Source organism: Corynebacterium suedekumii (assembly GCF_030252185.1).
GTDB classification, from domain to species: Bacteria; Actinomycetota; Actinomycetes; order Mycobacteriales; family Mycobacteriaceae; genus Corynebacterium; species Corynebacterium suedekumii.
The window spans coordinates 1,131,465-1,152,769 of sequence record NZ_CP126970.1 but is presented as its reverse complement, the minus strand read 5'-3'; the positions used below and the strand labels follow the sequence as shown (position 1 = coordinate 1,152,769).

Below are 21,305 nucleotides of genomic sequence, written 5' to 3'. Positions count from 1 at the left end.
GCAGGTACAGGATCATCGACATGTGACGCGCACCTCAATTACGGTGGACCGTGACAGACCTGCCGGCCGAGCAGAAAGGACCCGCCTGGCCCATGTCATTCCGCAACAAGGTGATCTACCAGATCTATCCCAGGTCGTTCCAGGACTCGGACGGCGACGGCGTCGGTGATCTCCGGGGCATCATCGACCGGGTGCCCTACATCGCCGAGCTGGGCCCCGACATGGTGTGGTTCAACCCCTTCTTCGTCTCCCCGCAGCGTGACAACGGCTACGACGTCGCAGACTACCGGGCGATCGACCCCACGATGGGCACGATGGCGGACCTCGACGAACTCATCGCCGCACTCGCCGCCCACGACATCGGCGTGATGTTCGACATGGTGTTCAACCACACCTCCACCGAGCACGAGTGGTTCCGGCGGGCGCTGACGGGGGAACAGAGGTACCGCGACTACTACATCATCCGCCCACCCGGCCCGGACGGCGGACTGCCCAACAACTGGGAGTCCAAGTTCGGCGGGCCCGCCTGGTCCCCCTTTGGCGACACCGGTGACTACTACCTCCACCTCTTCGACCCCACCCAGGCGGACGTGGACTGGCGCAATCCGGCGGTGCGGCGGGAGATGGCGGACATCGTCAACTTCTGGCTCGACCACGGCGTCACAGGTTTCCGGTTCGACGTGATCAACCTCATCTCCAAGGACGCCGACCTCGCCTCCTCCCCCGCCGGCGTGGACCCGAGGGTGATGTACACCGACGGCGAGCACGTCGACGAGTGGCTCCGGGAGCTTCACGACGCCTCCTTCGGCACCGTCCCCGCCACCGTCACCGTCGGCGAGATGTCCTCGACGAGCATCGACCGCTGCGTCTCCTACTCCCGCCCCGGCAACCGGGAGCTGGACATGGTCTTCAACTTCCACCACCTCAAGGTGGACTACCCCGAGGGTCAGAAGTGGGCACTGGCACCCTATGAGCCGATGGCACTGGCCCGCACCCTCGACGAGTGGGCGACCGGGATGCAGGACGGGGGCGGCTGGAACGCGCTGTTCCTGGGCAACCACGACCAGCCCCGCGCCCTCGACCGGTTCGGCGACGCCCACACCTACCGGGTCGAGTCGGCGACGATGCTGGCCACGATGATCCACCTGCTGCGCGGCACCCCGTTCATCTACATGGGCGAGGAGATCGGCATGACCGATCCCGAGTACGCGGTCATCGACTCCTACATGGACGTCGAGGCCCGCAACGCGTACAGCCTGCTCGTCGACGCCGGCGCCACCGACGACGAGGCCTTCGCCGTCGTCGCCGCCCGGACCCGCGACAACGCCCGGACCCCCATGCAGTGGGACGACTCCCCCGGCGCCGGATTCACCACCGGCACCCCCTGGCTGGCCCCCACCAACCAGGAACACATCAACGTCCGGGACGAACTGGCCCACGGCCGGATCTTCCGCCACTACCAGGAACTCATCCGCCTGCGCCGGGAGGTCCCCGACATCGCCGACGGGTCCTACGCGCCGTGGCGGCTCGACCACGAACACGTCTACGCCTACCTGCGGGACTCGGTGTTCGTGGCCTGCAACCTCACCCAGGAACCCACCAGCATCGAGCTGCCGGAACAGTTCCACGGCGCCTCGCCGCTGATCAACAACTACCCCGACGACTCGGACACGGGTCAGTCGGAGCTGCACCTCGCGCCCTACCAGGCCGTCGCACTAGTCAAAGGAGAGTCATGAGTGAACACGTCCGGGTCCTGGCCCCCATCGCGGGCCGGATCATCCCCATCGAGGAGGTCCCCGACCCCGTCTTCGCCAAGAAGACCATGGGCGAGGGTTTCGGCATCCTCGACACTCCCGGTGGTGACGTCGTCGCCCCCGTGAGCGGCAAGGTCATCATGGTGGCCAAGACCGGCCACGCCATCGGCATCAAGACGCCGGAGGGCCTGCAGTTCCTCGTCCACCTGGGCATCGACACCGTCGAGCTGGAGGGCCGGCCCTTCCGCATCGACGTGGCCAAGGGTGACGAGGTCACCGCCGGTGACACGGTGGCGACGATGGACATCGACGCCATCACCGAGGCCGGCAAGTCCACCGCCACGGTCATCGTCATCACCAACTCGAAGAAGAAGCTCGACCACCTCGACCTCAGCGAGGGCGACGCCGACCTCGGCGCCGAGGTGGCACAGGCGTTCCCCGTCGTCGACGAGGAGACACAGGCCACCACCGAAACCGAGCCGGACCGCGACGCCGCACGGGCCGCGGCCCCCGGGGATGCGGCGGCCGAGCCGCAGGAGACCGGGACGGCGGTGGCCACGGTGGGTGGCGGGGACGTCGACACGCAACGGCCGGCGGACCTCACCGGTTTCGACGCCACCGCGTGGGACATCATCGACGGCATCGGCGGGAAGGAGAACGTCCGCAGCGTCACCCACTGCATCACCCGCGTGCGCTTCTACCTCAAGGACGAGGCCAAGGCGGACGACGCGTACGTGGCGGACCTCGACGGCGTCATCGACGTGGTCAAGGCCGGCGGCCAGTACCAGGTGGTCATCGGCCCCGACGTCGAGGACGTCTACAACGCCATCACCGGTCAGATCGGCGGCATCGACGACGCCGCCGACGAGGGCGAGGCCCGGGAGAAACCCACCACCGCCGTCGGCTGGGTCAAGTACGGGTTCTCCGAACTCATCGGCGTGATCACCGGCTCGATGATCCCCATCATCGGCCTGCTGGCGGCCTCCGGCATCATCAAGGGCATCCTGTCGCTGCTGCTGACCTTCGACGTCATCACCGACACGTCGAACACGTACCAGATCATCAACGCGATGAGCGACGCCGTGTTCTTCTTCCTGCCCATCTTCGTCGGCTTCACCGCCGCCCGCAGACTCGGCGCCGACCCGATCATCGTGTCCATCATCGGCGGCGTGCTCTGCTACCCGGCGCTGGTGGAGATGTCCGCCACCGAGGGGGACTCCAGCATCCTGGGCATGTCGCTGAACTCGGACTTCTTCGGCATCCCCATGCACATGGCCAGCTACAGCTACTCCATCTTCCCCATCATCGTCGCCGCCTGGCTGGCCAGCATCGTCGAGCCGTGGCTCAAGCGGGTCATCCCCAACATCGTGCGGATGATCTTCCTGCCGCTGGCCGAGGTCATCATCGTCTCCCTGGCCATCCTGCTGGTGCTCGGGCCGATCGTCATGTTCATCTCCACCGGCATCGCCAACCTCATCCAGGCACTCTACGACCTCTCCCCCACCGTCTCCGGCACGCTCATCGGCGGCCTGTACCAGTCGCTGGTCATCTTCGGCCTGCACTGGGCCGTCATCCCGCTCGTGGCGCAGGACATCGCCGCCACCGGCCACTCCTACCTCAACGCCATCATCTCCGCGACGATGGTCGCCCAGGGTGGTGCGGTCCTGGCGGTGTTCATCAAGACAAAGCTGGAGAAGCTCAAGACCCTGTCCGGCCCGGCCGCGATCTCCGCGTTCTGCGGCATCACCGAGCCCGCCATGTACGGCGTCAACCTCAAGTACGGCCGCGTGTTCATCATGGCGTCCATCGGCGGTGCCTGCGGCGGCCTGCTCACCGGCCTGTTCAACGTCAACATGTGGGGCTTCACCGGCTCGCTCATCGGCTTCACGTCCTTCGTCAACCCGGAGGGCCTGGACTTCAGCTTCTGGGGCTTCCTCATCGCCTCCGCCGTCTCCCTGTCGGTGGCGTTCATCCTCACCTGGTTCTTCGGCTTCAAGGACTCCGACGCCGAGGCCGTCCGTGAGGTGAAGAAGGTCCGTCTCGGCCGCCGCGACCCGGTGGCGAAATAGTGGCGAAATAGTGGCCAAGTAACCCGGACATGAGAAAACCCCGTCGGTACCGCAGTGCGGTACCGACGGGGTTTCGTCGACAGGCAGAGGGGGTTTAGGCCTCGCCGGTCCAGTTCTTCTGCACCGACGGATCAACCGGGACGCCCGGGCCGGAGGTGGAGGAGAGGGTGATCTTCTTCATGTAGATGCCCTTGGCGGAGGACGGCTTGATGCGCTGCAGCTCCTCGATGAGGGCGCCGTAGTTCTCGGCCAGCGCCTTCTCGTCGAAGGAGGCCTTGCCGATCGCGGCGTGCAGGTTGGAGGCCTTGTCCACGCGGAAGGAGATCTTGCCCCCCTTGACCTCAGTGATGGCCTTGGCCACATCGGTGGTCACGGTACCGGTCTTCGGGTTCGGCATGAGACCACGCGGGCCCAGGACGCGGGCGACGCGGCCGACCTTGGCCATCTGGTCCGGGGTGGCGATGGCGACATCGAAGTCGATGGTGCCGTTGTTGATCTGCTCGATCAGCTCATCGGTGCCCACGACGTCGGCGCCGGCGGCCTCGGCCTCGGTGGCCTTCTCACCGGCGGCGAAGACGGCGACGCGGACGGTCTTGCCGGTGCCGTTCGGCAGGGAGACGGTGCCACGGACCAGCTGGTCGGCCTTGCGGGGGTCAACGCCCAGACGCAGGGCGACCTCGACGGTGGCGTCGTAGTTCTTGGAGGAGGTCTCCTTGACCAGCTTCGCGGCCTCGATCGGGGCGTAGAGGCGGTCCTTGTCGATCAGTTCAGCAGCGGCCTTGTAAGCCTTGGACTTCTTGCTCATTGGTGCAATTCCTTTTCTGGGATTGGTGTGGTCGACGGGCCGGAGCTGGCCCTGCCACGTGATGCGGTGGGGAGGGGATTAACCCTCGACCACGATGCCCATGGAACGGGCGGTGCCGGCGACGATCTTGGCGGCGGCCTCGATGTCGCGGGCGTTGAGGTCTTCCTTCTTGGTCTCGGCGATCTCCTTGACCTGCGCCATGGTGACCTTGCCCACCTTGTCGGTGTGCGGGACGCCGGAGCCCTTCTGCAGGCCGGCGGCCTTGAGCAGGAGCTTGGCGGCCGGCGGGGTCTTCAGCTTGAAGGTGAAGCTGCGATCCTCGTAGACGGTGATCTCGACCGGGATGACGCTGCCGCGCTGCGACTCGGTCGCGGCGTTGTAGGCCTTGCAGAACTCCATGATGTTGACACCATGGGCACCCAGGGCGGGGCCGACCGGCGGGGCCGGGTTGGCGGCGCCAGCGTCGATCTGCAGCTTGATCAGGCCGGTGACCTTCTTCTTCGGAGCCATCGAATTACCTTCTTCCGTGGTACCGGGTCACCGCCACGATGATGACGGCCCCGTCCGGATGCCGGGCCCCGCTACCAGCGCTTCTTGTCCGCTGGATCGTCACGTATCCCGGCCACCGGGGATGAGTAGTTTGTCTCGGGTGCGCACGTGGTCAGACATGAGAAAACCACGGGCACACGCGGAGGACAATCCTACGGCACCCGTGGTCTGCGACCCAAATCGCGCCTAGGTGATCTTCTCGATCTGGTCGGCGGTCAGCTCGACCGGGGTCTCGCGGCCGAAGATGGACACCAGGGCCTGGATCTTTCCGGTGACCGGATCGATCTCGGAGATCGTGGCGGACACGGACGCCAGCGCACCGGTGAGGATGGTGACGGCCTCGCCGACCTGGAAGTCGATCGCGTGCGTCGGCTTCGCCTGCTCCTCCGGCATGGCGATGACCATCTCGCCCTCGGCGTTGGTGGTGGCGGCCTCACCCTCGACGGTCGGCTCCTTCGGCATGAGGAACTTGGCCACGTCGCGGTGCTTGACCGGGGTGGCGTTGCCCTCGTTGCCCACGAAACTGGTGACACCCGGGGTGTCACGCACCACGGACCAGGCGGCGTCGTTGAGCTCCATGCGCACCAGGACGTAACCCGGCAGCAGCTTCCGCTTGACGGTCTTGCGCTTGCCGTCCTTGATCTCGATGGCCTGCTCGATCGGCACGACCACGTCGTAGATGTACTCCTCGACCTCGAGGGTCTGGGCACGCATGTCGAGGTTGGTCTTCACCTTGTTCTCGTAACCCGAGTAGCACTGGATGATGTACCACTGGCCCGGCTGCTTCTTCAGCTCGCGGGTGTACTCGCGCAGACGCTGCTTGTAGGCGGCCTCCGCATCCTCCTCGGCGGTGTCACCCAGGGCGGCGGCGGCCGCGGCGAGGGAGTCCTCCTCCTGCGTATCGACGTCGCCCTGCTCCCCCGCTGCGGCATCCTCCACCTCGAAGCCCTCGGCGGCGGCATCCTCGGCGTCCTCGGCGGCGACCTCCTCACCGTCTTCGGCGGCCTCCTCCGCGAACTGGTCAGCGACCTCCGCAGCCTCGTCGGTGTCGACGGACTCGAGGTTGTCCAGGTCCCGCTCAGCCTCGGCGTCGTCGGTCGGGGTGATGGTCTCCGCCGCTTCGGTCGCCTCGGAGATGTCGGTGTTCTTCTCGTCGCTCATGGGTGTGTGCTCCTGACGTGGTGCCGGTGTGACCTTTCGCGCCATCCTACCGGCGGGGAGGGCGGGCCAATGAATAATCCCGCCGACCCTGGCAGGTCCGACGGGAAACTGATGCTGATCACTCTACCTAAGGAGTGAGGACCTCTTCAACTCCGGCACCGACGAGGAAGTCGACGCCGGAGACCAGCGCGGTGACGATGATGAGGAACGCGAACACCACGAGGGTGTAGATGACCATCTGCCGTGCGGTCGGCCAGATGACCTTGCGGACCTCGGACACGACCTCGGGGAGGAAGCTGGCGACGCCGCCGCCCGGCTTCTCGTCGTCCTGCTCGACCTTGACGACCTTCTTCGCCTCATACGAGGAACTCGACGTCGTGCCGACGCCGGCGAGCTGACGCTTGCCGGTCGGGCGGGCCGCACCGGCCTGGTTCGGCTGTTGATCGGTCACAGCACTCCTCGGAAGAAAGACGACTTGTGGTCCAGGTGGTTCCCGGAACTTTAACGAGCCTACCAGAGGCCCGTCCGGCCAACACGAAACGGGCCGGTCCGGAGGATGACCCTCCGACCGACCCGTCCACTGCTGCAGGGGCGACAGGACTTGAACCTGCAACCTACGGTTTTGGAGACCGTTGCTCTGCCAATTGAGCTACGCCCCTTCATGTGCCGCTGGCGCGGCACGGCTGACCTTACCAGATGAATGGTACGGTCCAGATCCTTTTCGGAACCTGGTAGCGATGGCGGGAATTGAACCCGCGACACAGCGATTATGAGTCGCTTGCTCTACCACTGAGCTACACCGCCTGGTGGCCGTTCCCACCCCGCGGCCACACGGTAACCGCGGGATAAAAAGAACAGAGCCCCCTGTCAGAATCGAACTGACGACCTTTTCCTTACCATGGAAACGCTCTGCCGACTGAGCTAAGGGGGCGCAGCCTCGTTGTGTTGGGCCCGATTTCTCTTGCCCGCTCCGTTGAAGCCTCACAAAGGTTAACCCGACTCACTTTATTTGCACAAATCGCCAGTTCACACCGCATTTTTTGGGGGCGTGTAGCGGGTATGTTCACGCCCCCTTTCGAGCACCGCCGCTAGTGGTTCGCGCCGTACTGGTAGTCGACGCCGAGATGGTCGCGCAGGGTGTCGCCCTCATAGTCGGTGTGGAAGAGTCCCCGCTGCTGCAACAGGGGCACAACCTGGTCGACGAAGGTGTCGATGCCATCCTCGTACACGTCGGGGGACAACCAGAAGCCGTCACAGGCCCCTGCCTCGAACCACTCCTGCATGTGGTCGGCGGTCACCTCCGCCGGACCGATCGGAGAGGGGTGGTAATCGATGATCCCGTGGTAGAGGATGTCACGCACGCTCCACCCCTCCCGCGCGATCTGGAGTGCGGTGCCGGACCGCGGGTCCGCCGGGTTGGCCTGCGCGGCGGCGAGCTCGGCTTCCGCGAGGGGACGGTCGAGGTCGTCCGCGGTCAATCCGAGGCCGAGCATCGTGCCGAGGTAGCGGACGCGTTGCCGGATTCCGGGCTCGACGAACTGCCCTCGCCGGTCCAGGGCCTCCCGCTTCGTGGGGGCGATGGTCGGCATGATGCCCGCGAAGAACTTGATCTCATCGGGGTTTCGTCCGGCCTGTTCGGCGGCACGTCGCACGTTGGCGCGCTGGCGTCGGGAGTCCTCGATAGTGAAGGTCGCCCCGATGACCGCGTTGGCGAAGCGTCCGGTCAGGGCCAGGCTGTGGGGGCTGCCACCGGCCTGGAAGATCACCGGCTGGCCCTGCCTGGAGGGCGGGATCTCCAGTGGGCCCCGGGATGCGACATGCCTGCCCTGGAGGTTGACGGGCCGGATCCTGGACCGGTCAGCGAAGATCTTCCGGTCCTTGTCGGCCACCCAGGCGTCCTCCTGCCAGCTGCCCCAGAGGGCCTGCACGATCTGCACCACCTCGTGGGCGCGTTCGTAGCGGGTGTCGCGGTCGGCGACCTGTGCACCGAAGTTCGCGGCGGAGGCGGGGTCGGAGGTGGTGACGGCGTTCCATCCGATCCGACCGCCGCTGATCACGTCGAGGGTCTTGAAGGTGCGCGCGAGGTTGTAGGGCTCGTTGAAGGTCGTGGATGCGGTGGCGGCGAACCCGATCTTCGTCGTTTCCCGGGCCATGACGGCCATGGTGATGGCCGGGTCCATGGTCAGCAGGGGAGCATCGTGGTCGGTCTTCTGGCTCTGGGCCAGGAAGTCCGGTAGGAACAGGAACTGGAATTTGCCGCGTTCGGCCGCCTGCGCGTACCGCACGTGCGCGTCGAGGTTGGTGTAGTTGCGGACGTCGACGTTGTCCGCCATCCAGCTGGTGGCCTGCGCGCCGTAGCCGTTGCCGATCTGCATGCCGATCAGCATCTTCTTGTCGTTCATGGAAGGGAGTCTCTTTCAGTCGGTGGTGTCAGTCGGTGAGTGCGTGCATCTGGCCGTCGTGGAACACCAGGGGTGCAGCCTCGGTGTTGCGGGCGTGGTCGATGACCTCGAATACGACGATCACGTGGTCTCCGGCGACAAGATCGCTGTGGCGTTTCACCTTCAGGGTTGCGGCGGTATCCGGTAGTGCCAGGGCTCCGTCGCCGATCGCCTGCATCTCGATCCCGGAGAAGCGTTCCGCGGTAGGTCGGCGCAGCAGCAGGGCACGGTCACGGTCCCGGGCTCCGAGCAGCGAGATGCCCAGGCGGTCGGCCCGGGAGAGGACGGGCCAGGTGGTTGACGCGTGATCGAAGTTGATCGACACCAGGGGCGGGTTCAGCGAGACGGAGGTGAAGGAGTTCGCCAGCATCCCCACTGCGCGGTCGTCGATGGTCGCGGCGATGAGGGCGATGCCTGTGGGGTACGCCCCGAAGGTGCGGCGCAGGGCCTGTGGTGAGAGGTCGGCCACGGTGAGTCCTTTCCCGGATGAGAGTCGGCCGCTAGCCTTAACCGGAGAGCCGCTCCGGATACTTCCCACGATACGGAGACGCTCTCCGTTTGGCAATAAGGAGGAGTCACCATGGAATCAGGCACCAAGGGCCGACGGTCGGATGCGACCCGTAACCGCGCCCGCATTCTGGAGATCGCCGAGGAGTGTTTCGCCGAGCACGGCCTGGAGGTCCCCCTGGACACCATCGCCAAGCAGGCCGGTGTGGGAGCGGGAACTCTCTACCGCCACTTCCCCAACCGCGAGACCCTCATCGCCGCCCTCGTCGCCGACCGCATCGGGGACCTGCAGCAGATCCACCACGACCTCGTCGCCGCGAAGCTGACCGCCGGCACGAGACTGGAGCGGTGGCTGGAGGCCATCCGCACGTGGATGACCAGCTACGACGGGCTACCGGACCCCCTGCGGGAAGCATGGGAGAAGGACGCGACGATGCTGGGCGCCCACTGCCGGCCGGTCGTCGACATGACCGACCAGCTCCTGCGAGACGCGCAGCAGCATGGAGACGCCCGGCCAGACCTCTCCGGACGGGACCTGTACCTGGCGAATCTGGGCGCGGCCTGGGCCGCCTCCGCCCCCCTGGCCGACAGCAAGTCCGGAGCGAGCATCGTCGACATTCTCGGTTCCGGCTGGCGGGCGACAACCCCGTAGGATCCGCACCCCCGGGAATCGCAGAAACCCACCAGCAGGATCTCTCCCGCTGATGGGTTCCACCTTGTGCCAGATAGAAGATTCGAACTTCTGTAGGCAATGCCGACGGATTTACAGTCCGCTCCCTTTGGCCGCTCGGGCAATCTGGCGTGCATCACAAGGTGCGTTGAACACTCTACTACGGCCCACCACTACCGGGGCAAATCGGCAGGTCAGGAGGACTATCCGACGCGTTCCATGGTGTAGTTGGCCAGGCGTCGCAGGGCGTCGGTGGCCGTCCCCTCCGGCAGGCGGGCGATCTGGGTTTCGGCCTCGGCGAGGTAGCGCTGGACGTCGGCGAGCGCCTTCTCCCGCCCGGTGGAGCGCCCCAGGAGCTCGAGGGCACGGTCGACGTCCCCGTCAGAGGTGAGGGGCCCGGTGAGCAGTGCGCGGAGTTCGTCGCCGACCTCACCCTCCTCGGCGAGGGCGTGGAGCACCGGGAGGGTGAACACACCCTCGCGGAGGTCGGTGCCGGGGGTCTTGCCGGATTCGGAGTGGTCGGAGTAGATGTCGATGATGTCGTCGACGATCTGGAAGATCATGCCGATCGCCGACCCCAGCCGGTACAGGGCATCGATGTGCTCATCGCTGGCCCCGCCGTGGAGGGCGCCGAGGCGGCCGGAGGCGGCGATGAGGACGCCGGTCTTCTCGTTGATGACCTTGAGGTAGTGCTCGATGGGGTCACCACCCCGCGGACCGATGGTCTCCCGCATCTGGCCGGTGACCAGGTCCTGGAAGGTCTCGGCGAAGTGGGCGACGGTCGCGGTGTCCAGTTCGCTCATGAGCCGGGAGGCGTGGGCGAAGAGGATGTCGCCGGCGAGGATGGCCACGGCGTTGCCCCAGCGGGCGTTGGCGGAGTCGACGCCGCGTCGCAGGTCAGCCTCGTCCATGACGTCGTCGTGGTAGAGGGTGGCCAGGTGGACGATCTCCAGGGAGGCAGCCGCCTTGATCACGTTGGCGGATCCGGCGTCCGGCCCGTACTGGGAGGCCAGCAGTGCCATCATGGGCCGGAAGCGTTTGCCGCCGGCGGTGGTCAGGTGCATCACCTTGTCGACGAGGAAGTCCTCGCCCTTCGCCAGCTCCACCTCGAGGAGGTTCTCCACGGCGGTGAGGCCGGCGGAGATTCGCTCGTTGAGCTCGGCGTCACCCAGGTCCACATGCCCGGCATGATGCGGGTGGGGGTCGTGCCGTGGGTCATGGTCGACTGTCCTTGCAGGGGTGTGTGGCGAATGGGGATAATCGCACTCAACCGTAGTCCAAACCGGCTCCCCACCACACTCCGGGGTCGCACCGCGTGCCACAATGGTGCCCGTGACTGACTGTGATGTCCTGGTTGTCGGCGCGGGCCCTGCGGGTTCCGCCGCCGCCGCTCACGCCGCCGAGGCCGGGCACGAGGTCCTGCTCATCGACTCGGCCTCGTTCCCCCGGGACAAGACCTGCGGTGACGGCCTGACTCCCCGCGCGTACCACCAGCTGCGTCGTCTCGGGGTGGCCGACGAGATCGCCGGCGGCTACGTCAATCACGGGCTCAAGCTGCACGGTTTCGGCGGTTCCGTCACCGCCCCGTGGCCGGAGGGACACTACGGCACGGTGGGTTCGGCCATGCCGCGCACGCTTTTCGACGCCCTCCTCGTCCGCACCGCCGTCGCCCGCGGCGCCACGCTGTGGGAGGACGCCACCGCGGTATCGGTGGAGCGCACCGCGGACCGGGTGGACGCGGTGACGGTGCGACGCGGGGGCGTCGATACGCGGGTGCAGGCGCGCTGGATCATCGTCGCGGACGGGGTGCGCTCCACCTTCGGCAGACTCCTGGGCCGGCAGTGGCACCGCGGTGAGGTGTACGGCATCGCGGCGCGCAGCTACTGCACCACCCCGCATTCCCGGGAGCCGTGGATCCACTCGCACGTGGAGCTGCGCGACGAGGACGGTGCGGTGCAGCCCGGTTACGGCTGGATCTTCCCGCTCGGCGACGGCCGGGTGAACCTCGGCGCCGGCGCCCTGTCCACCGACGCCCGCCCGGCGAAGGTGAACACGAAGAAGCTGCTGTCCCACTACGCCGCGCAGCGTCGCGAGGAATGGGAGCTCGGCCCGGAGACCGACGTCGCCTCCGCGCTGCTCCCCCTCGGCGGGGCCGTGTCGAATGTGGCGGGCGAGAACTGGGCGCTGATCGGTGACGCCGCCGCCTGCGTCAACCCGCTCAACGGCGAGGGCATCGACTACGGCCTGGAGACCGCCGAACTGGTCGTCGACCTGCTCGGCACCGGCCCGCTGACCCATGCCTGGCCGGAGCTGCTCCGTGACACCTACGGTGAGGCGTTCCTGCTGGCCCGCACCGCCGCCCGGCTGCTCACCTACCCGCGGTTCCTGCCGCTGGTCGGCCCGCTGGGTCTGCGTGGCCCGGTCGGTGCGCGCCTCATGCCGGCGGCCGCGCGACTGATGGGCAACCTCATCGTCGACGAGGACCGCGATCTCATCGCCCGGGCCTGGCGGGCCGCCGGCGGGGCCGTCTCCCGGGTCCGCCGGGACAGCCCGTTGTGGTCCGCTACGGCTTGATCGCGGAGTGCATCGCCACGATGCCGAACGTGAGATTCTGCCACCCGGCCTCCGACCATCCGTTGGCGTTGATCTGCCGGGCCAGCTCCTCTTGCCCCGGCCACGCCCGGATGGACTCCGCCAGGTAGACGTAGGCGTCCGGGTTCGAGGACACCGCCCGCGCGATCGGCGGGATCAGCCGCATGAGGTACTCCTTGTACACCGTGGAGAACACCGGCACGACCGGGGTGGAGAACTCGGCGATGGTCAACCGGCCACCCGGCCGGGTCACCCGGGCCATCTCCCGGAGGGCGGCCTCGTGATCGTGGATGTTGCGCAGCCCGTAGGAGATGGTCACCGCATCGAAGGTGCCGTCCGCGAACGGCAGGTCCATGCCGTCGCCGACGACCTTGGGCACGTCCCGGTGCCGACCGGCGGCGAGCATGCCCTGGGAGAAGTCGCAGGCCACGCACCAGGCACCGGACTTGGCCAGTTCCACCGTGGACACTGCCGTGCCGGCGGCGAGGTCGAGCACCTTCTCACCGGGGCGCAGGTCGAGCCGCTTCCGGGTCAGCCGACGCCACCGGGCGTCCTGCCCGAAGGAGAGGATGGTGTTGGTGAGGTCGTACTTCTCACCGACCGCGTCGAACATCGACGCGACATCGAAGGGTTTCTTGTCCAGGTCTGCCTTAGCCACACTGCGAGTCTAGTGACTCCGCTCAGGCGACCCGGGCACCGAGCGCCCTCGCCGCCCACAGCGGCAGTTCAGGCCGGGGGCCGAAGAAGGTGAGCGGGACCCGGCGGGTGTTCTCGATGACCTCGGTGTAGTAGCCCATCAGCTGGGTGCACAGGGCCTCCCAGGTCTTCGACCGGACGGACACCCGGGCGTTGCGGCGCAGCTGGTCGTGCCGCTCCGGGTGCAGCAGCCACTCGGCGGCGGCCGGCAGGTCCGCGGTGAAGGTGTCCACGTCGAGGAGCATGCCGTTGTAGCGGCCCTGGATGAGGTCGACGGGCCCGCCGGCGCGGGGGCCGATGGTGGGCACGCCCGACGCCTGGGCCTCCTGGATCGCCTGGCAGAAGGTCTCGAACTCGCCGGCGTGGACGAACAGGTCGAGTGACGCGTACGCCGCCGCCAGCTCATCGCCGCCGAGGGCCCCGGTGAACACCGCGCCCGGCAGCATCGACTCCAGCTCCGGACGCGACGGCCCGTCGCCGACGATGACCAGCTGGATGTCGCGTCGCCCGTGCAGGGAGACGAGGCGGTGCACACCCTTCTCCGGGGCCAGCCGACCGACGAAACCGACGATGCGTTTGCGTCCGGTGGGATCCCACTGACGGCGCAGCTGCGGCGAGCGCTTGTCGGGGTGGAAGCGGACGGCGTCGACGCCGCGGCCCCAGTGGCGCACCCCCTGGATGCCGTGCTGTTCCAGCTCGGCGATGGTCAGGGACGAGGGTGCGAGCGTCATCTGGCACATGTTGTGGATCGTGCGGGTCCAGTCCCAGGCGGCGGTCGCCAACGGTCGCAGGTGATACTTCGTGGCGAATCCGGCGACGTCCGTCTGGTAGAGGGCCACCGCCGGGATCCGCAGCTGCCGGGCGGCGAAGGCGCCGGCCGCACCGAGGACGAAGGGGCTGGCCAGGTGGATGATGTCCGGGTTGAACTCGCGCAGCACCTCGGTGACGGTGGCGTTGGGGACCCCGACGGGCAGCGAGTCGATGAGCGGGACGCGGACGGTGGGGACGCGGACGATCTCGAAACCGAGGTAGTCGCCGATCTCCTCCTCGAAGTCCCGGGCACCCGGCGCCACGACGACCGCCTCGTGCCCTTCCCGGTGCAGGTGCTCGAGGACGCGGAGCACCGAGTTGGTGACTCCGTTGACGTTGGGCAGGAAAGACTCGGCAACGATCGCTACACGCATGCGGGTCATCGTCCCTTCCTCAGGCAACCGGGCCCTGATCTTCAGCTTTACTCTGGGCGAACTTCCGGTGAACTCGCCGTCCGCCGGGTGACGCGACTCACCAGCCACCACAATAGCCCCGCCACGACGGCCACGACAGCCGCCATGCTCAACGCGGGCAGCAGTGACAGGGTCCATTCGCGGCCCTCCACCTTCACCAATTCCGGCTCGCTCCGCGCGTAGTTGACCCACACCTGCTGCCCCTCCCCCAGCCCGGTCGGGTAGAGCAGCCCGGTCTGCGGGGAATGGTAGATGCCCTCCTCGTCGCGGTAGTCCACGGTGGTGCGCAGCCAGCCGGTGTCGGTGACGGTGGCCAGTGAGCGCCCCCGGTCGGACTCGATCGTCCGGTCGTTGATCACCGCCCCGCCCACCATGGCGAGGCACCCGAAGATCCCGCCGATGAACAGCGCCATGACCACCTGGTGCAGGCGCCGGCGCAGCATGTCCCTCACAACGCGATCTTCCCCTGCAGTGCCCGGTGCAGCGCGCGTCGCGTGGTGCGGGTGGTGCGTGCCTCGATGACGCTGAGGCCGAGGGGGGCTTCGGTGGTGTCCATGAGGGCGTCGAGAAGCTCCCGCAGGGACGTCACCTCGCGGTGGGCGACGCCGTAGCCGGCGCACAGCTCGCTTATCGACGCCCCGTGGGGCGTACCGAAGGCCCGCTCGAAACTCGCCCGCAGCGGCTCGGCGCCGATCTCCAGGGTCTCGAAGATGCCGCCGCCGTCATCGTTGGCCACGACGATGGTGAGGTTCTCCGGGTGCGGCTCATTCGGCCCGATGAGCAGCCCACCGACGTCATGGAGGAAGGTCACGTCCCCGAGCAGCGCCACCGTCCGCGGGGCGCGCGGCTCATCCGGGTGCGCCGCCTGCGTGGCCAGTGCGACACCGACGGCCTGGGACACCGACCCGTCAATGCCCGCCGCACCCCGCGGCGCGTACGTGTCCACCCCGTCGAACGGCAGCCCCACCCAGCTGGCGTCACGCACCGGATTCGACGCCCCCAGCAGAACCGTGTCGCCGGTGCCCAGCGTGTCCGCCACCGCCGCCGCCGCGTGCAGACCGGTGAACCCGAACTCGGGATCCTCCAGCGTCGTCCGCACCGCGTCCGCCGCCAGCTCGGAGGCCGCGTCACAGATGGTCAGCCACTGCTTCGACGGTCGACCCGTGACCTTCACCGTGGTGCCACGGGTGGCGTCCGGCCGGGGATCGGTGAAGTCGTCGGTGCGCGACAGCGTGACCAGCTCGATGTCCGGATCAGTGATCAGCCCCAGCACATCCCGGTGCAGCGTCGGATGGCCCACCACGATGACCTGCTCCGGCTTCGTGTCCACCACGTAGTTGTTCGCGCTGACCTGCTGCTTACGGAAGATCGCCGCCGCCAACGGATGCACCGGCCTGTCCGGCGCCGGTGCCGACGGCTCCGCGATCGTGGGAACATCCTCCAGGCCCTCCACCGGCCAGGCCTCATCCCCCGCGATGACCAGGGTGTTCCTGTCCAGGTCCACGGCGACCTCGCCGTGATTCGTGGAGGTGGACACCGGGGAACGCCGCAGCGTCCGGCTGCCCTGGGGTGCCGGCAGCTCCTCACCGACCAACGGGTTCTCCAGCGCCACGTTGATGTGGACCTGGTTGGTCGTGGTGAACGCCTCGGCGATGGCCGGGATGTCCCCACCGGACTCCACCTGGGTGGTCTCCGCGTACACCCCGAACAGGCCGACCTGGTCGATCGTCTGGCTCGCCCCCGTCCCCTGCAACCGTCGGGGCCGATCCGCACTGATCACCGCCAGTCGCGTGTGCGAATAATGGGCCTCCACCATCGCCGGCACCGTGTTCGCCACCGCCGTCCCCGACGTCATCACCACCCCCACATGCCTGCCCTGCACCCGGGCCATCCCCAGCGCCAGGAACGCCGCACTGCGCTCATCCAGCCGCACATGCACCCGGATGTCACTGCGCGCCAGCAGCGCCAGGCTCAACGGCGAGTTCCGCGACCCCGGGCACAGCACCACATCACTGAGGTGACGGGACAGCTGCTCGGCCACCCGGACGGCCAGGTCCATCGAGGACTCGTTTCGCGACGGCTCGTTGTTCGACATGGCTCCCGAGTCTACTGCGGCGGTTCGCGGAGCCGCCCATTCCGGAGCCCTGCGATCCCCGCCCAAGTGCACACGGTTCACCCGCTGGCATCGCACTTAATTGGTCAAAGCGTGGACAATAGGGCACCGGGGTTCCGACGTCCCACCCGGTCCGGCCGATTGCACACGCTTTGCCCGTCCACAGGCCCAGGAAACACCCACATCGTGGACAATAGGGCGAGACGGGGAACCTTCTCCCCCTCGGCGGAGTCCAACATGGCATGAGCCACTGGACCACGAAAGAACTCCTGCGCGACGGGGCAACCAAGCATGACATCGCCAGGCGGGTGGCGACCGGTCAGTTGTACCGCCTCAGTCGCGGCCTGTACACCTCAGCCAGACCCGAAGGCCGTGATGCACTGAAGGCGATAGTTCACCAGTACCCGGCGACCATTTTCAACGGACACACAGCTGCGGCCGTCTACGGCCTCGGATCAGTCAGCGCTCCAGCCACAGGACTGGTACCCGGGGATCACCGGTCAATCTCCACGCCTGCGATGACTCTGACCCGCTCCCGTCAGCGTCGCCACCGGATCGTCGACGGGCTGCCGGTGACCACGCCGGCGGCGACGATCGCCACACTCGGCCGGGATGACTTCACCGCGGTGAAGTTCCTGGAGCGCCACTACGACGGGCTGAAAGGCGCGGACCGGTTCGCCGCGGATCTCCGGGCGATGCGACCGGAGCAGCGCGCCGCCCTGGATTCTGTCCTGTCGAGGGCGGTGATCGGGGCGTCGAGTCGGATGGAGCGGTTGTTCATCCTGGATCTGCGCCGGAAGGGCCTGGACGTGATCCCCAACTTCCGGTTCGGGCCGTACACGTGGGACGGCGGGATCCCGGACGGGACGACACTGTTCGATCTGGACAGTTACCGGTACCACGGGCCGCACGAGGAGGACATGAGGGACATGAACCACCGGACGTTCATCATCGACCGGTGGAAGTCGAACCACGCGGAGATGTTCGGGTGGGGGCATCTGCAGTACACGGATTCGTGCCTGGCGTATCCGGACACCCGGGCCCACGCGCTGGCGGAGATTCTTAGCCTGGTGGAGCATCGCCGGTCACGTCGTCACCCGGAGGCGGTACCCGGGGGCGTCAACTCGGGCGTGTGGACCTTTCACGGGGAGTGGGGCTGATCAGGGTGCCGGTTCCGGGGCGCCGCCGGTGAGTTCGTTGAGCCAGCCCTCGATGTCGATCTCCGGCAGGTCGGAGGGGACGATGTCGGACGGGATCTCCGTGGGGATCTGGGTGGGCAGGGCCGGGGCCTCCTCGGTGGTGGTGACGGTGCGTTCGACGGTGCTGGTGACGGTGACCGGGGCCGGGGGCTCACGGTCGGCTTCGGCGGCGGCGCCGCGCCAGAGGAAGAAGAAGGCGATGGCGGCCAGCAGGGTGAGGCCGAAGAGGATGCCCAGGAGCATCGGCAGTGCCCCGCCGGACTTCTTCGCCGGCGCCGGGGCCGCAGAGGACGGTGCGTAGGGCTCCTCGTACGGCTGTTCGTGGGCGGAGTCATAGGCGGGGTCGTAGCGGAAGTTCGGGTCGTGCTCGCCCGGGAAGTACTGGCGGGGTCGGCCCTGGTCGCCAGAACTGCCGGAGCCGCCGCTGGTGGGGCCGATGTACCGGGTCTCGTCGTCGGGGTTGCCGGGGTTGCGCGGGTTCATGGGGATGAGGTTACAGATACCGGTGGGCGTCGCGGAGGCGGTCGAACCACCGGTCGCGACGATCGGCGGGGGCGGCGAGTGTCTCGAGCCGGTCCGGGTCGGGGGTGACGGGTGCGACGGGCAGGTGCCCGTCGACGAGTTCGCGGGGTTCGGCGACGTCCTCGAGGAACAGCGACCCGGTGGCGAGGCCGGCGGCGGCGGGCGGGACGTCCATGTCATCGTCGTCGGAGAGCACCGGCAGCGCTGCGACGGCGGCGAGTCCGGCGTTCATGCCGACGGCGGTGTCGAGGGCGGAGGCGACGGTGATGTCCATGTGGCGGGCCCGGAGGTCGGTGGCCAGCTGCAGGACGCGGCGGACCCCGCCGAGGGGGGCGACCTTGACCACGGCGACGTCGGCGGCCTGCAGCTCGGCGACGCGGTAGGGGTCGTCGCTGCGGCGGATGGATTCGTCGGCGGCGACGCGGGCGAAGATGCCGGAACGCATGAGGGCGCGGCGGACCTCGGCGAGTTCCTCGACGGTGGCGCAGGGCTGTTCGAGGTAGTCCAGCGGTCCGAGCTCGTGCGCCGCGGCCACGGCCTCGGTCACGGTCCAGCCCCGATTGGCGTCGACGCGGATGACGGCACCGGGGACGTGGTCGCGGACCGCATTGACGCGGGCGATGTCGTCGTCGAGCGTCTGACCCTTCTCGGCGACCTTGACCTTGATCACGCGGCACCCGGCGAACCGGGCCAGCACCTCCGGCACGGCGTCGGCGGTCACGGCGGGGACGGTGGCGTTGACCTCGACTGTGTCGCGCAGCGGTGCGGGGAAGCCCTCGTAGGCGGCCTCGAGCCCGGCGCGCAGCCAGGCGGAGGATTCCCGTGCCCCGTACTCGAGGAAGGGGGAGAACTCACCCCAGCCCGCGGGGCCGTCGATAAGCAGTGCCTCGCGGATGTCCACCCCGCGGAAGCGCACCGCCATCGGCAGGGCTACAACGTGGGCGCGGTCCAGGATGTCGTCGACGTGCATGGGACCTAGAGTAGGCGGACCTCGTCGTCGTCGATGAGCAGGGCCCGGCCGTCGCGGAGCAGGGCCAGCGGCCAACGTTGCCCGTAGGCGCGGACGGTGTCGGCGATGATGTCGATGGGAAACGGCGGGTCGCCCTGTGCGTGTGGGATGACCACGAGGTCGGTGAGCCCGAGGCCGGTGTGGTCGGTGAGCTCGGGCGCGACCGAGGGCGAGTCCAGCAGACTCACCGGTTCAATGCTCGGCCCGGCGATGACGGAGCCGGCGGAGCAGCCGATGTAGGGCAGGCCGGCGCGGACGTGGCGCAGGAGGATGTCGTCGGTGCCGGTGGAGCGGAGGACCCACAGGAGGTCGAAGGTCTCGCCACCCGCGACGTAGACGGCGTCGACGAGCCCCAGCACCCGGTCGACCTCCGCTGGCGGCGTGGTGGCCAGGGGCAGCTCCACGAGGTCCAGTCCGGCGGCGCGGAGTCCGTCGCGTTCGGTGTTGATCCACGGCGCCTGGTCGACGGAGCCGAAGGAGCGTGCGGCGTCGGGGATGTAGGCGACCGTCCCGCTGACGAACTCGGACAGGCGGGGGTGAAGGAACGAGGTCAGGAGCAGTCTCATGGCACCAGGGTAGTTTTGCCCGCACAATGGTGTCCATGAGCGATCCGAAGAGCATCCTGTCCCCCACCGAGATCGACACGCAGCTCCCGCACGACTGGAAGCGGGAGGGCAACACCATCCACCGGCAGGTCGAGACCGGCGACTTCACCACCGGCCTCGGCCTGCTCAACAAGATCGGGGAGGCCGCCGAGACCCAGGACCACCACCCCGACCTGTTCCTCACCTACGGTTCGGTGGCCATCACCCTCTACAGCCACGACGTCGGCGGAGTGACCACCCGGGGCATCCGGACGGCGGAGACCATCAACGGGATCATTACCGGCTGACATCCCGGCCGGCTCGTAGGCTGGGAGACATGACCTACAGCACTGACAACCCCTACGACGCCTCCCAGTGGGCCACCGTGGCGGGTTTCGAGGACCTCACCGACATCACCTACCACCGCCACGTGGGCACCGAACGCAAGGACGGCATCGTCCGCATCGCCTTCGACCGGCCGGAGGTGCGCAACGCATTCCGCCCGCACACCGTCGACGAGCTCTACCGGACCCTCGACCACGCGCGGCGTACCCCGGACGTCGGCGTCGTGCTCATCACCGGCAACGGGCCGAGTGAGAAGGACGGCGGCTGGGCGTTCTGCTCCGGCGGTGACCAGCGCATCCGCGGCCGCTCCGGCTACCGCTACGCCTCCGGCGAGACCGCCGACACCGTCGACGAGGCCCGCACCAAGGTCGAGGGTGGGCGCCTGCACATCCTCGAGGTCCAGCGCCTGATCCGCACGATGCCGAAGGTGGTCATCGCCGTGGTCAACGGGTGGGCCGCCGGCGGCGGGCACTCCCTCCACGTCATCTGCGACCTCACCATCGCATCCCGCCAGGAGGCCCGCTTCAAGCAGACCGACGCCGACGTGGGTTCCTTCGACGCCGGGTACGGTTCCGCCTACCTGGCCAAGCAGGTGGGCCAGAAGTTCGCCCGCGAGATCTTCTTCCTCGGCCGCAGCTACGACGCCGAGACGATGCAGCGGATGGGTGCGGTCAACATCGTCGCCGACCACGGCCAGCTCGAGGAGGAGGCCATCCAGGTCGCCCGCGAGATCAACGGCAAGTCCCCGACCGCGCAGCGCATGCTCAAGTTCGCCTTCAATCTCACCGACGACGGCCTCATGGGCCAGCAGGTCTTCGCCGGCGAGGCGACGCGCCTGGCGTACATGACCGACGAAGCCGTGGAGGGCAAGGAGGCGTTCCTGGCAAAGCGCGCCCCCGACTGGGACCGTTTCCCCTTCTACTACTGACGTGCGCCGCATCATCGCCGTCGACGGCCACGGCGGCTCCGGCGAGACGACCCTCGCCGCGTCCATGACCGGGCCCGGCGTCACGGTCGTCCGCGCCGACGACCTCGCCCGGCACCGCTCCTTCTGACTGGGCGCAGC

Annotated in this window: 22 protein-coding genes and 4 tRNA genes; 8 read left to right on the top strand and 18 right to left on the bottom strand. The window is 68.0% G+C overall.

The features are described from left to right. The first annotated feature begins 92 nt into the window (after positions 1-92). Both QP029_RS05755 and QP029_RS05750 read left to right on the top strand, forming a co-directional pair. Positions 93-1,736, top strand: a complete 1,644-nt coding sequence (locus QP029_RS05755) for an alpha,alpha-phosphotrehalase (RefSeq protein ID WP_284875853.1) — start codon at positions 93-95, stop codon at positions 1,734-1,736. Beyond that, the gene (locus QP029_RS05750; protein WP_284875852.1) at positions 1,733-3,823 is read left to right on the top strand and encodes a PTS sugar transporter subunit IIABC; all 2,091 of its coding nucleotides are present in this window, start codon (positions 1,733-1,735) and stop codon (positions 3,821-3,823) included. Before QP029_RS05755 ends, QP029_RS05750 begins: the two co-directional genes overlap by 4 nt. Before the next feature lie 94 nt (positions 3,824-3,917). Here QP029_RS05750 and rplA read toward each other — a convergent pair whose 3' ends face one another. The 9 genes from rplA to QP029_RS05705 form a co-directional block, all read right to left on the bottom strand. Continuing rightward, positions 3,918-4,628 carry a 50S ribosomal protein L1 gene (gene rplA, locus QP029_RS05745; RefSeq protein WP_284875851.1) on the bottom strand — a complete coding sequence of 237 codons (711 nt, stop codon included), beginning with the start codon at positions 4,626-4,628 and terminating at the stop codon, positions 3,918-3,920. A gap of 78 nt (positions 4,629-4,706) precedes the next feature. Then, on the bottom strand, positions 4,707-5,138 hold the full coding sequence (gene rplK, locus QP029_RS05740; protein WP_284875850.1) for a 50S ribosomal protein L11: 432 nt from the start codon (positions 5,136-5,138) through the stop codon (positions 4,707-4,709). Positions 5,139-5,363: 225 nt separating this feature from the next. Continuing rightward, positions 5,364-6,338, bottom strand: coding sequence for a transcription termination/antitermination protein NusG (gene nusG / locus QP029_RS05735; RefSeq protein WP_284875849.1), 975 nt, complete (start codon positions 6,336-6,338; stop codon positions 5,364-5,366). Between the two features lie 127 nt (positions 6,339-6,465). Next, on the bottom strand, positions 6,466-6,789 hold the full coding sequence (gene secE, locus QP029_RS05730; RefSeq protein ID WP_284875848.1) for a preprotein translocase subunit SecE: 324 nt from the start codon (positions 6,787-6,789) through the stop codon (positions 6,466-6,468). A gap of 135 nt (positions 6,790-6,924) precedes the next feature. After that, positions 6,925-6,997, bottom strand: a tRNA-Trp gene (locus QP029_RS05725). A gap of 70 nt (positions 6,998-7,067) precedes the next feature. Beyond that, a tRNA-Met gene (locus QP029_RS05720) sits at positions 7,068-7,142 on the bottom strand. Positions 7,143-7,196: 54 nt separating this feature from the next. Beyond that, positions 7,197-7,269: transfer RNA gene (locus tag QP029_RS05715), tRNA-Thr, on the bottom strand. Positions 7,270-7,426: 157 nt separating this feature from the next. Further along, entirely contained in the window at positions 7,427-8,740 is a 1,314-nt protein-coding gene (locus QP029_RS05710; protein ID WP_284875847.1) for an NtaA/DmoA family FMN-dependent monooxygenase, read from the bottom strand. 28 nt (positions 8,741-8,768) lie between these two features. After that, positions 8,769-9,248: a flavin reductase family protein gene (locus QP029_RS05705; RefSeq protein ID WP_284875846.1), complete on the bottom strand. Its 480-nt coding sequence runs from the start codon at positions 9,246-9,248 to the stop codon at positions 8,769-8,771. 111 nt (positions 9,249-9,359) lie between these two features. Between QP029_RS05705 and QP029_RS05700 the strand changes: the two genes are divergently transcribed. Further along, positions 9,360-9,938: a TetR/AcrR family transcriptional regulator gene (locus tag QP029_RS05700; RefSeq protein WP_284875845.1), complete on the top strand. Its 579-nt coding sequence runs from the start codon at positions 9,360-9,362 to the stop codon at positions 9,936-9,938. A 67-nt stretch (positions 9,939-10,005) separates the two neighbouring features. On the opposite strand, the gene QP029_RS05695 is transcribed toward QP029_RS05700, so the two are convergent. Then, positions 10,006-10,087: transfer RNA gene (locus QP029_RS05695), tRNA-Tyr, on the bottom strand. A 72-nt stretch (positions 10,088-10,159) separates the two neighbouring features. Further along, entirely contained in the window at positions 10,160-11,134 is a 975-nt protein-coding gene (locus tag QP029_RS05690; protein WP_284875844.1) for a polyprenyl synthetase family protein, read from the bottom strand. Positions 11,135-11,279: 145 nt separating this feature from the next. Here QP029_RS05690 and QP029_RS05685 point away from each other — a divergent pair, with 145 nt between their 5' ends. Beyond that, positions 11,280-12,530: a geranylgeranyl reductase family protein gene (locus QP029_RS05685; protein WP_432418706.1), complete on the top strand. Its 1,251-nt coding sequence runs from the start codon at positions 11,280-11,282 to the stop codon at positions 12,528-12,530. Here QP029_RS05685 and QP029_RS05680 read toward each other — a convergent pair. From QP029_RS05680 to menD, 4 genes are read right to left on the bottom strand one after another with little or no spacing between them, the layout of a single operon-like run. Further along, a complete protein-coding gene (locus tag QP029_RS05680) occupies positions 12,520-13,206 on the bottom strand; it encodes a demethylmenaquinone methyltransferase (RefSeq protein WP_284875842.1) in 687 nt (228 codons plus the stop codon). The two genes, QP029_RS05685 and QP029_RS05680, sit on opposite strands and share 11 nt — an antisense overlap. Positions 13,207-13,228: 22 nt before the next feature. Further along, complete coding sequence (locus QP029_RS05675; RefSeq protein WP_284876166.1) at positions 13,229-14,428, bottom strand: glycosyltransferase family 4 protein; 1,200 nt, start codon at positions 14,426-14,428, stop codon at positions 13,229-13,231. A 47-nt stretch (positions 14,429-14,475) separates the two neighbouring features. Further along, positions 14,476-14,910 carry a DUF3592 domain-containing protein gene (locus tag QP029_RS05670; protein ID WP_284875841.1) on the bottom strand — a complete coding sequence of 145 codons (435 nt, stop codon included), beginning with the start codon at positions 14,908-14,910 and terminating at the stop codon, positions 14,476-14,478. Positions 14,911-14,915: 5 nt separating this feature from the next. Further along, positions 14,916-16,562, bottom strand: a complete 1,647-nt coding sequence (menD, locus tag QP029_RS05665; RefSeq protein WP_284875840.1) for a 2-succinyl-5-enolpyruvyl-6-hydroxy-3-cyclohexene-1-carboxylic-acid synthase — start codon at positions 16,560-16,562, stop codon at positions 14,916-14,918. A 536-nt stretch (positions 16,563-17,098) separates the two neighbouring features. Between menD and QP029_RS05660 the strand changes: the two genes are divergently transcribed. Continuing rightward, positions 17,099-17,740, top strand: coding sequence for a hypothetical protein (locus QP029_RS05660; protein ID WP_284875839.1), 642 nt, complete (start codon positions 17,099-17,101; stop codon positions 17,738-17,740). Here the strand turns inward: QP029_RS05660 and QP029_RS05655 are convergent, their stop codons facing one another. The 3 genes from QP029_RS05655 to QP029_RS05645 are packed head-to-tail and all read right to left on the bottom strand — an operon-like array spanning position 17,741 to position 19,876. Continuing rightward, positions 17,741-18,262 carry a hypothetical protein gene (locus QP029_RS05655; protein WP_284875838.1) on the bottom strand — a complete coding sequence of 174 codons (522 nt, stop codon included), beginning with the start codon at positions 18,260-18,262 and terminating at the stop codon, positions 17,741-17,743. 10 nt (positions 18,263-18,272) lie between these two features. After that, complete coding sequence (locus tag QP029_RS05650; protein ID WP_284875837.1) at positions 18,273-19,271, bottom strand: o-succinylbenzoate synthase; 999 nt, start codon at positions 19,269-19,271, stop codon at positions 18,273-18,275. A gap of 5 nt (positions 19,272-19,276) precedes the next feature. After that, positions 19,277-19,876, bottom strand: coding sequence for a Type 1 glutamine amidotransferase-like domain-containing protein (locus tag QP029_RS05645; protein ID WP_284875836.1), 600 nt, complete (start codon positions 19,874-19,876; stop codon positions 19,277-19,279). A 35-nt stretch (positions 19,877-19,911) separates the two neighbouring features. Here QP029_RS05645 and QP029_RS05640 point away from each other — a divergent pair, with 35 nt between their 5' ends. From QP029_RS05640 to QP029_RS05630, 3 genes are read left to right on the top strand one after another with little or no spacing between them, the layout of a single operon-like run. Next, positions 19,912-20,202: a 4a-hydroxytetrahydrobiopterin dehydratase gene (locus QP029_RS05640; protein ID WP_284875835.1), complete on the top strand. Its 291-nt coding sequence runs from the start codon at positions 19,912-19,914 to the stop codon at positions 20,200-20,202. Positions 20,203-20,231: 29 nt separating this feature from the next. Then, positions 20,232-21,167, top strand: a complete 936-nt coding sequence (locus QP029_RS05635; RefSeq protein ID WP_284875834.1) for a 1,4-dihydroxy-2-naphthoyl-CoA synthase — start codon at positions 20,232-20,234, stop codon at positions 21,165-21,167. 1 nt (position 21,168) lies between these two features. Further along, the gene (locus tag QP029_RS05630) at positions 21,169-21,294 is read left to right on the top strand and encodes a hypothetical protein (protein WP_284875833.1); all 126 of its coding nucleotides are present in this window, start codon (positions 21,169-21,171) and stop codon (positions 21,292-21,294) included. Positions 21,295-21,305 lie beyond the last annotated feature (11 nt).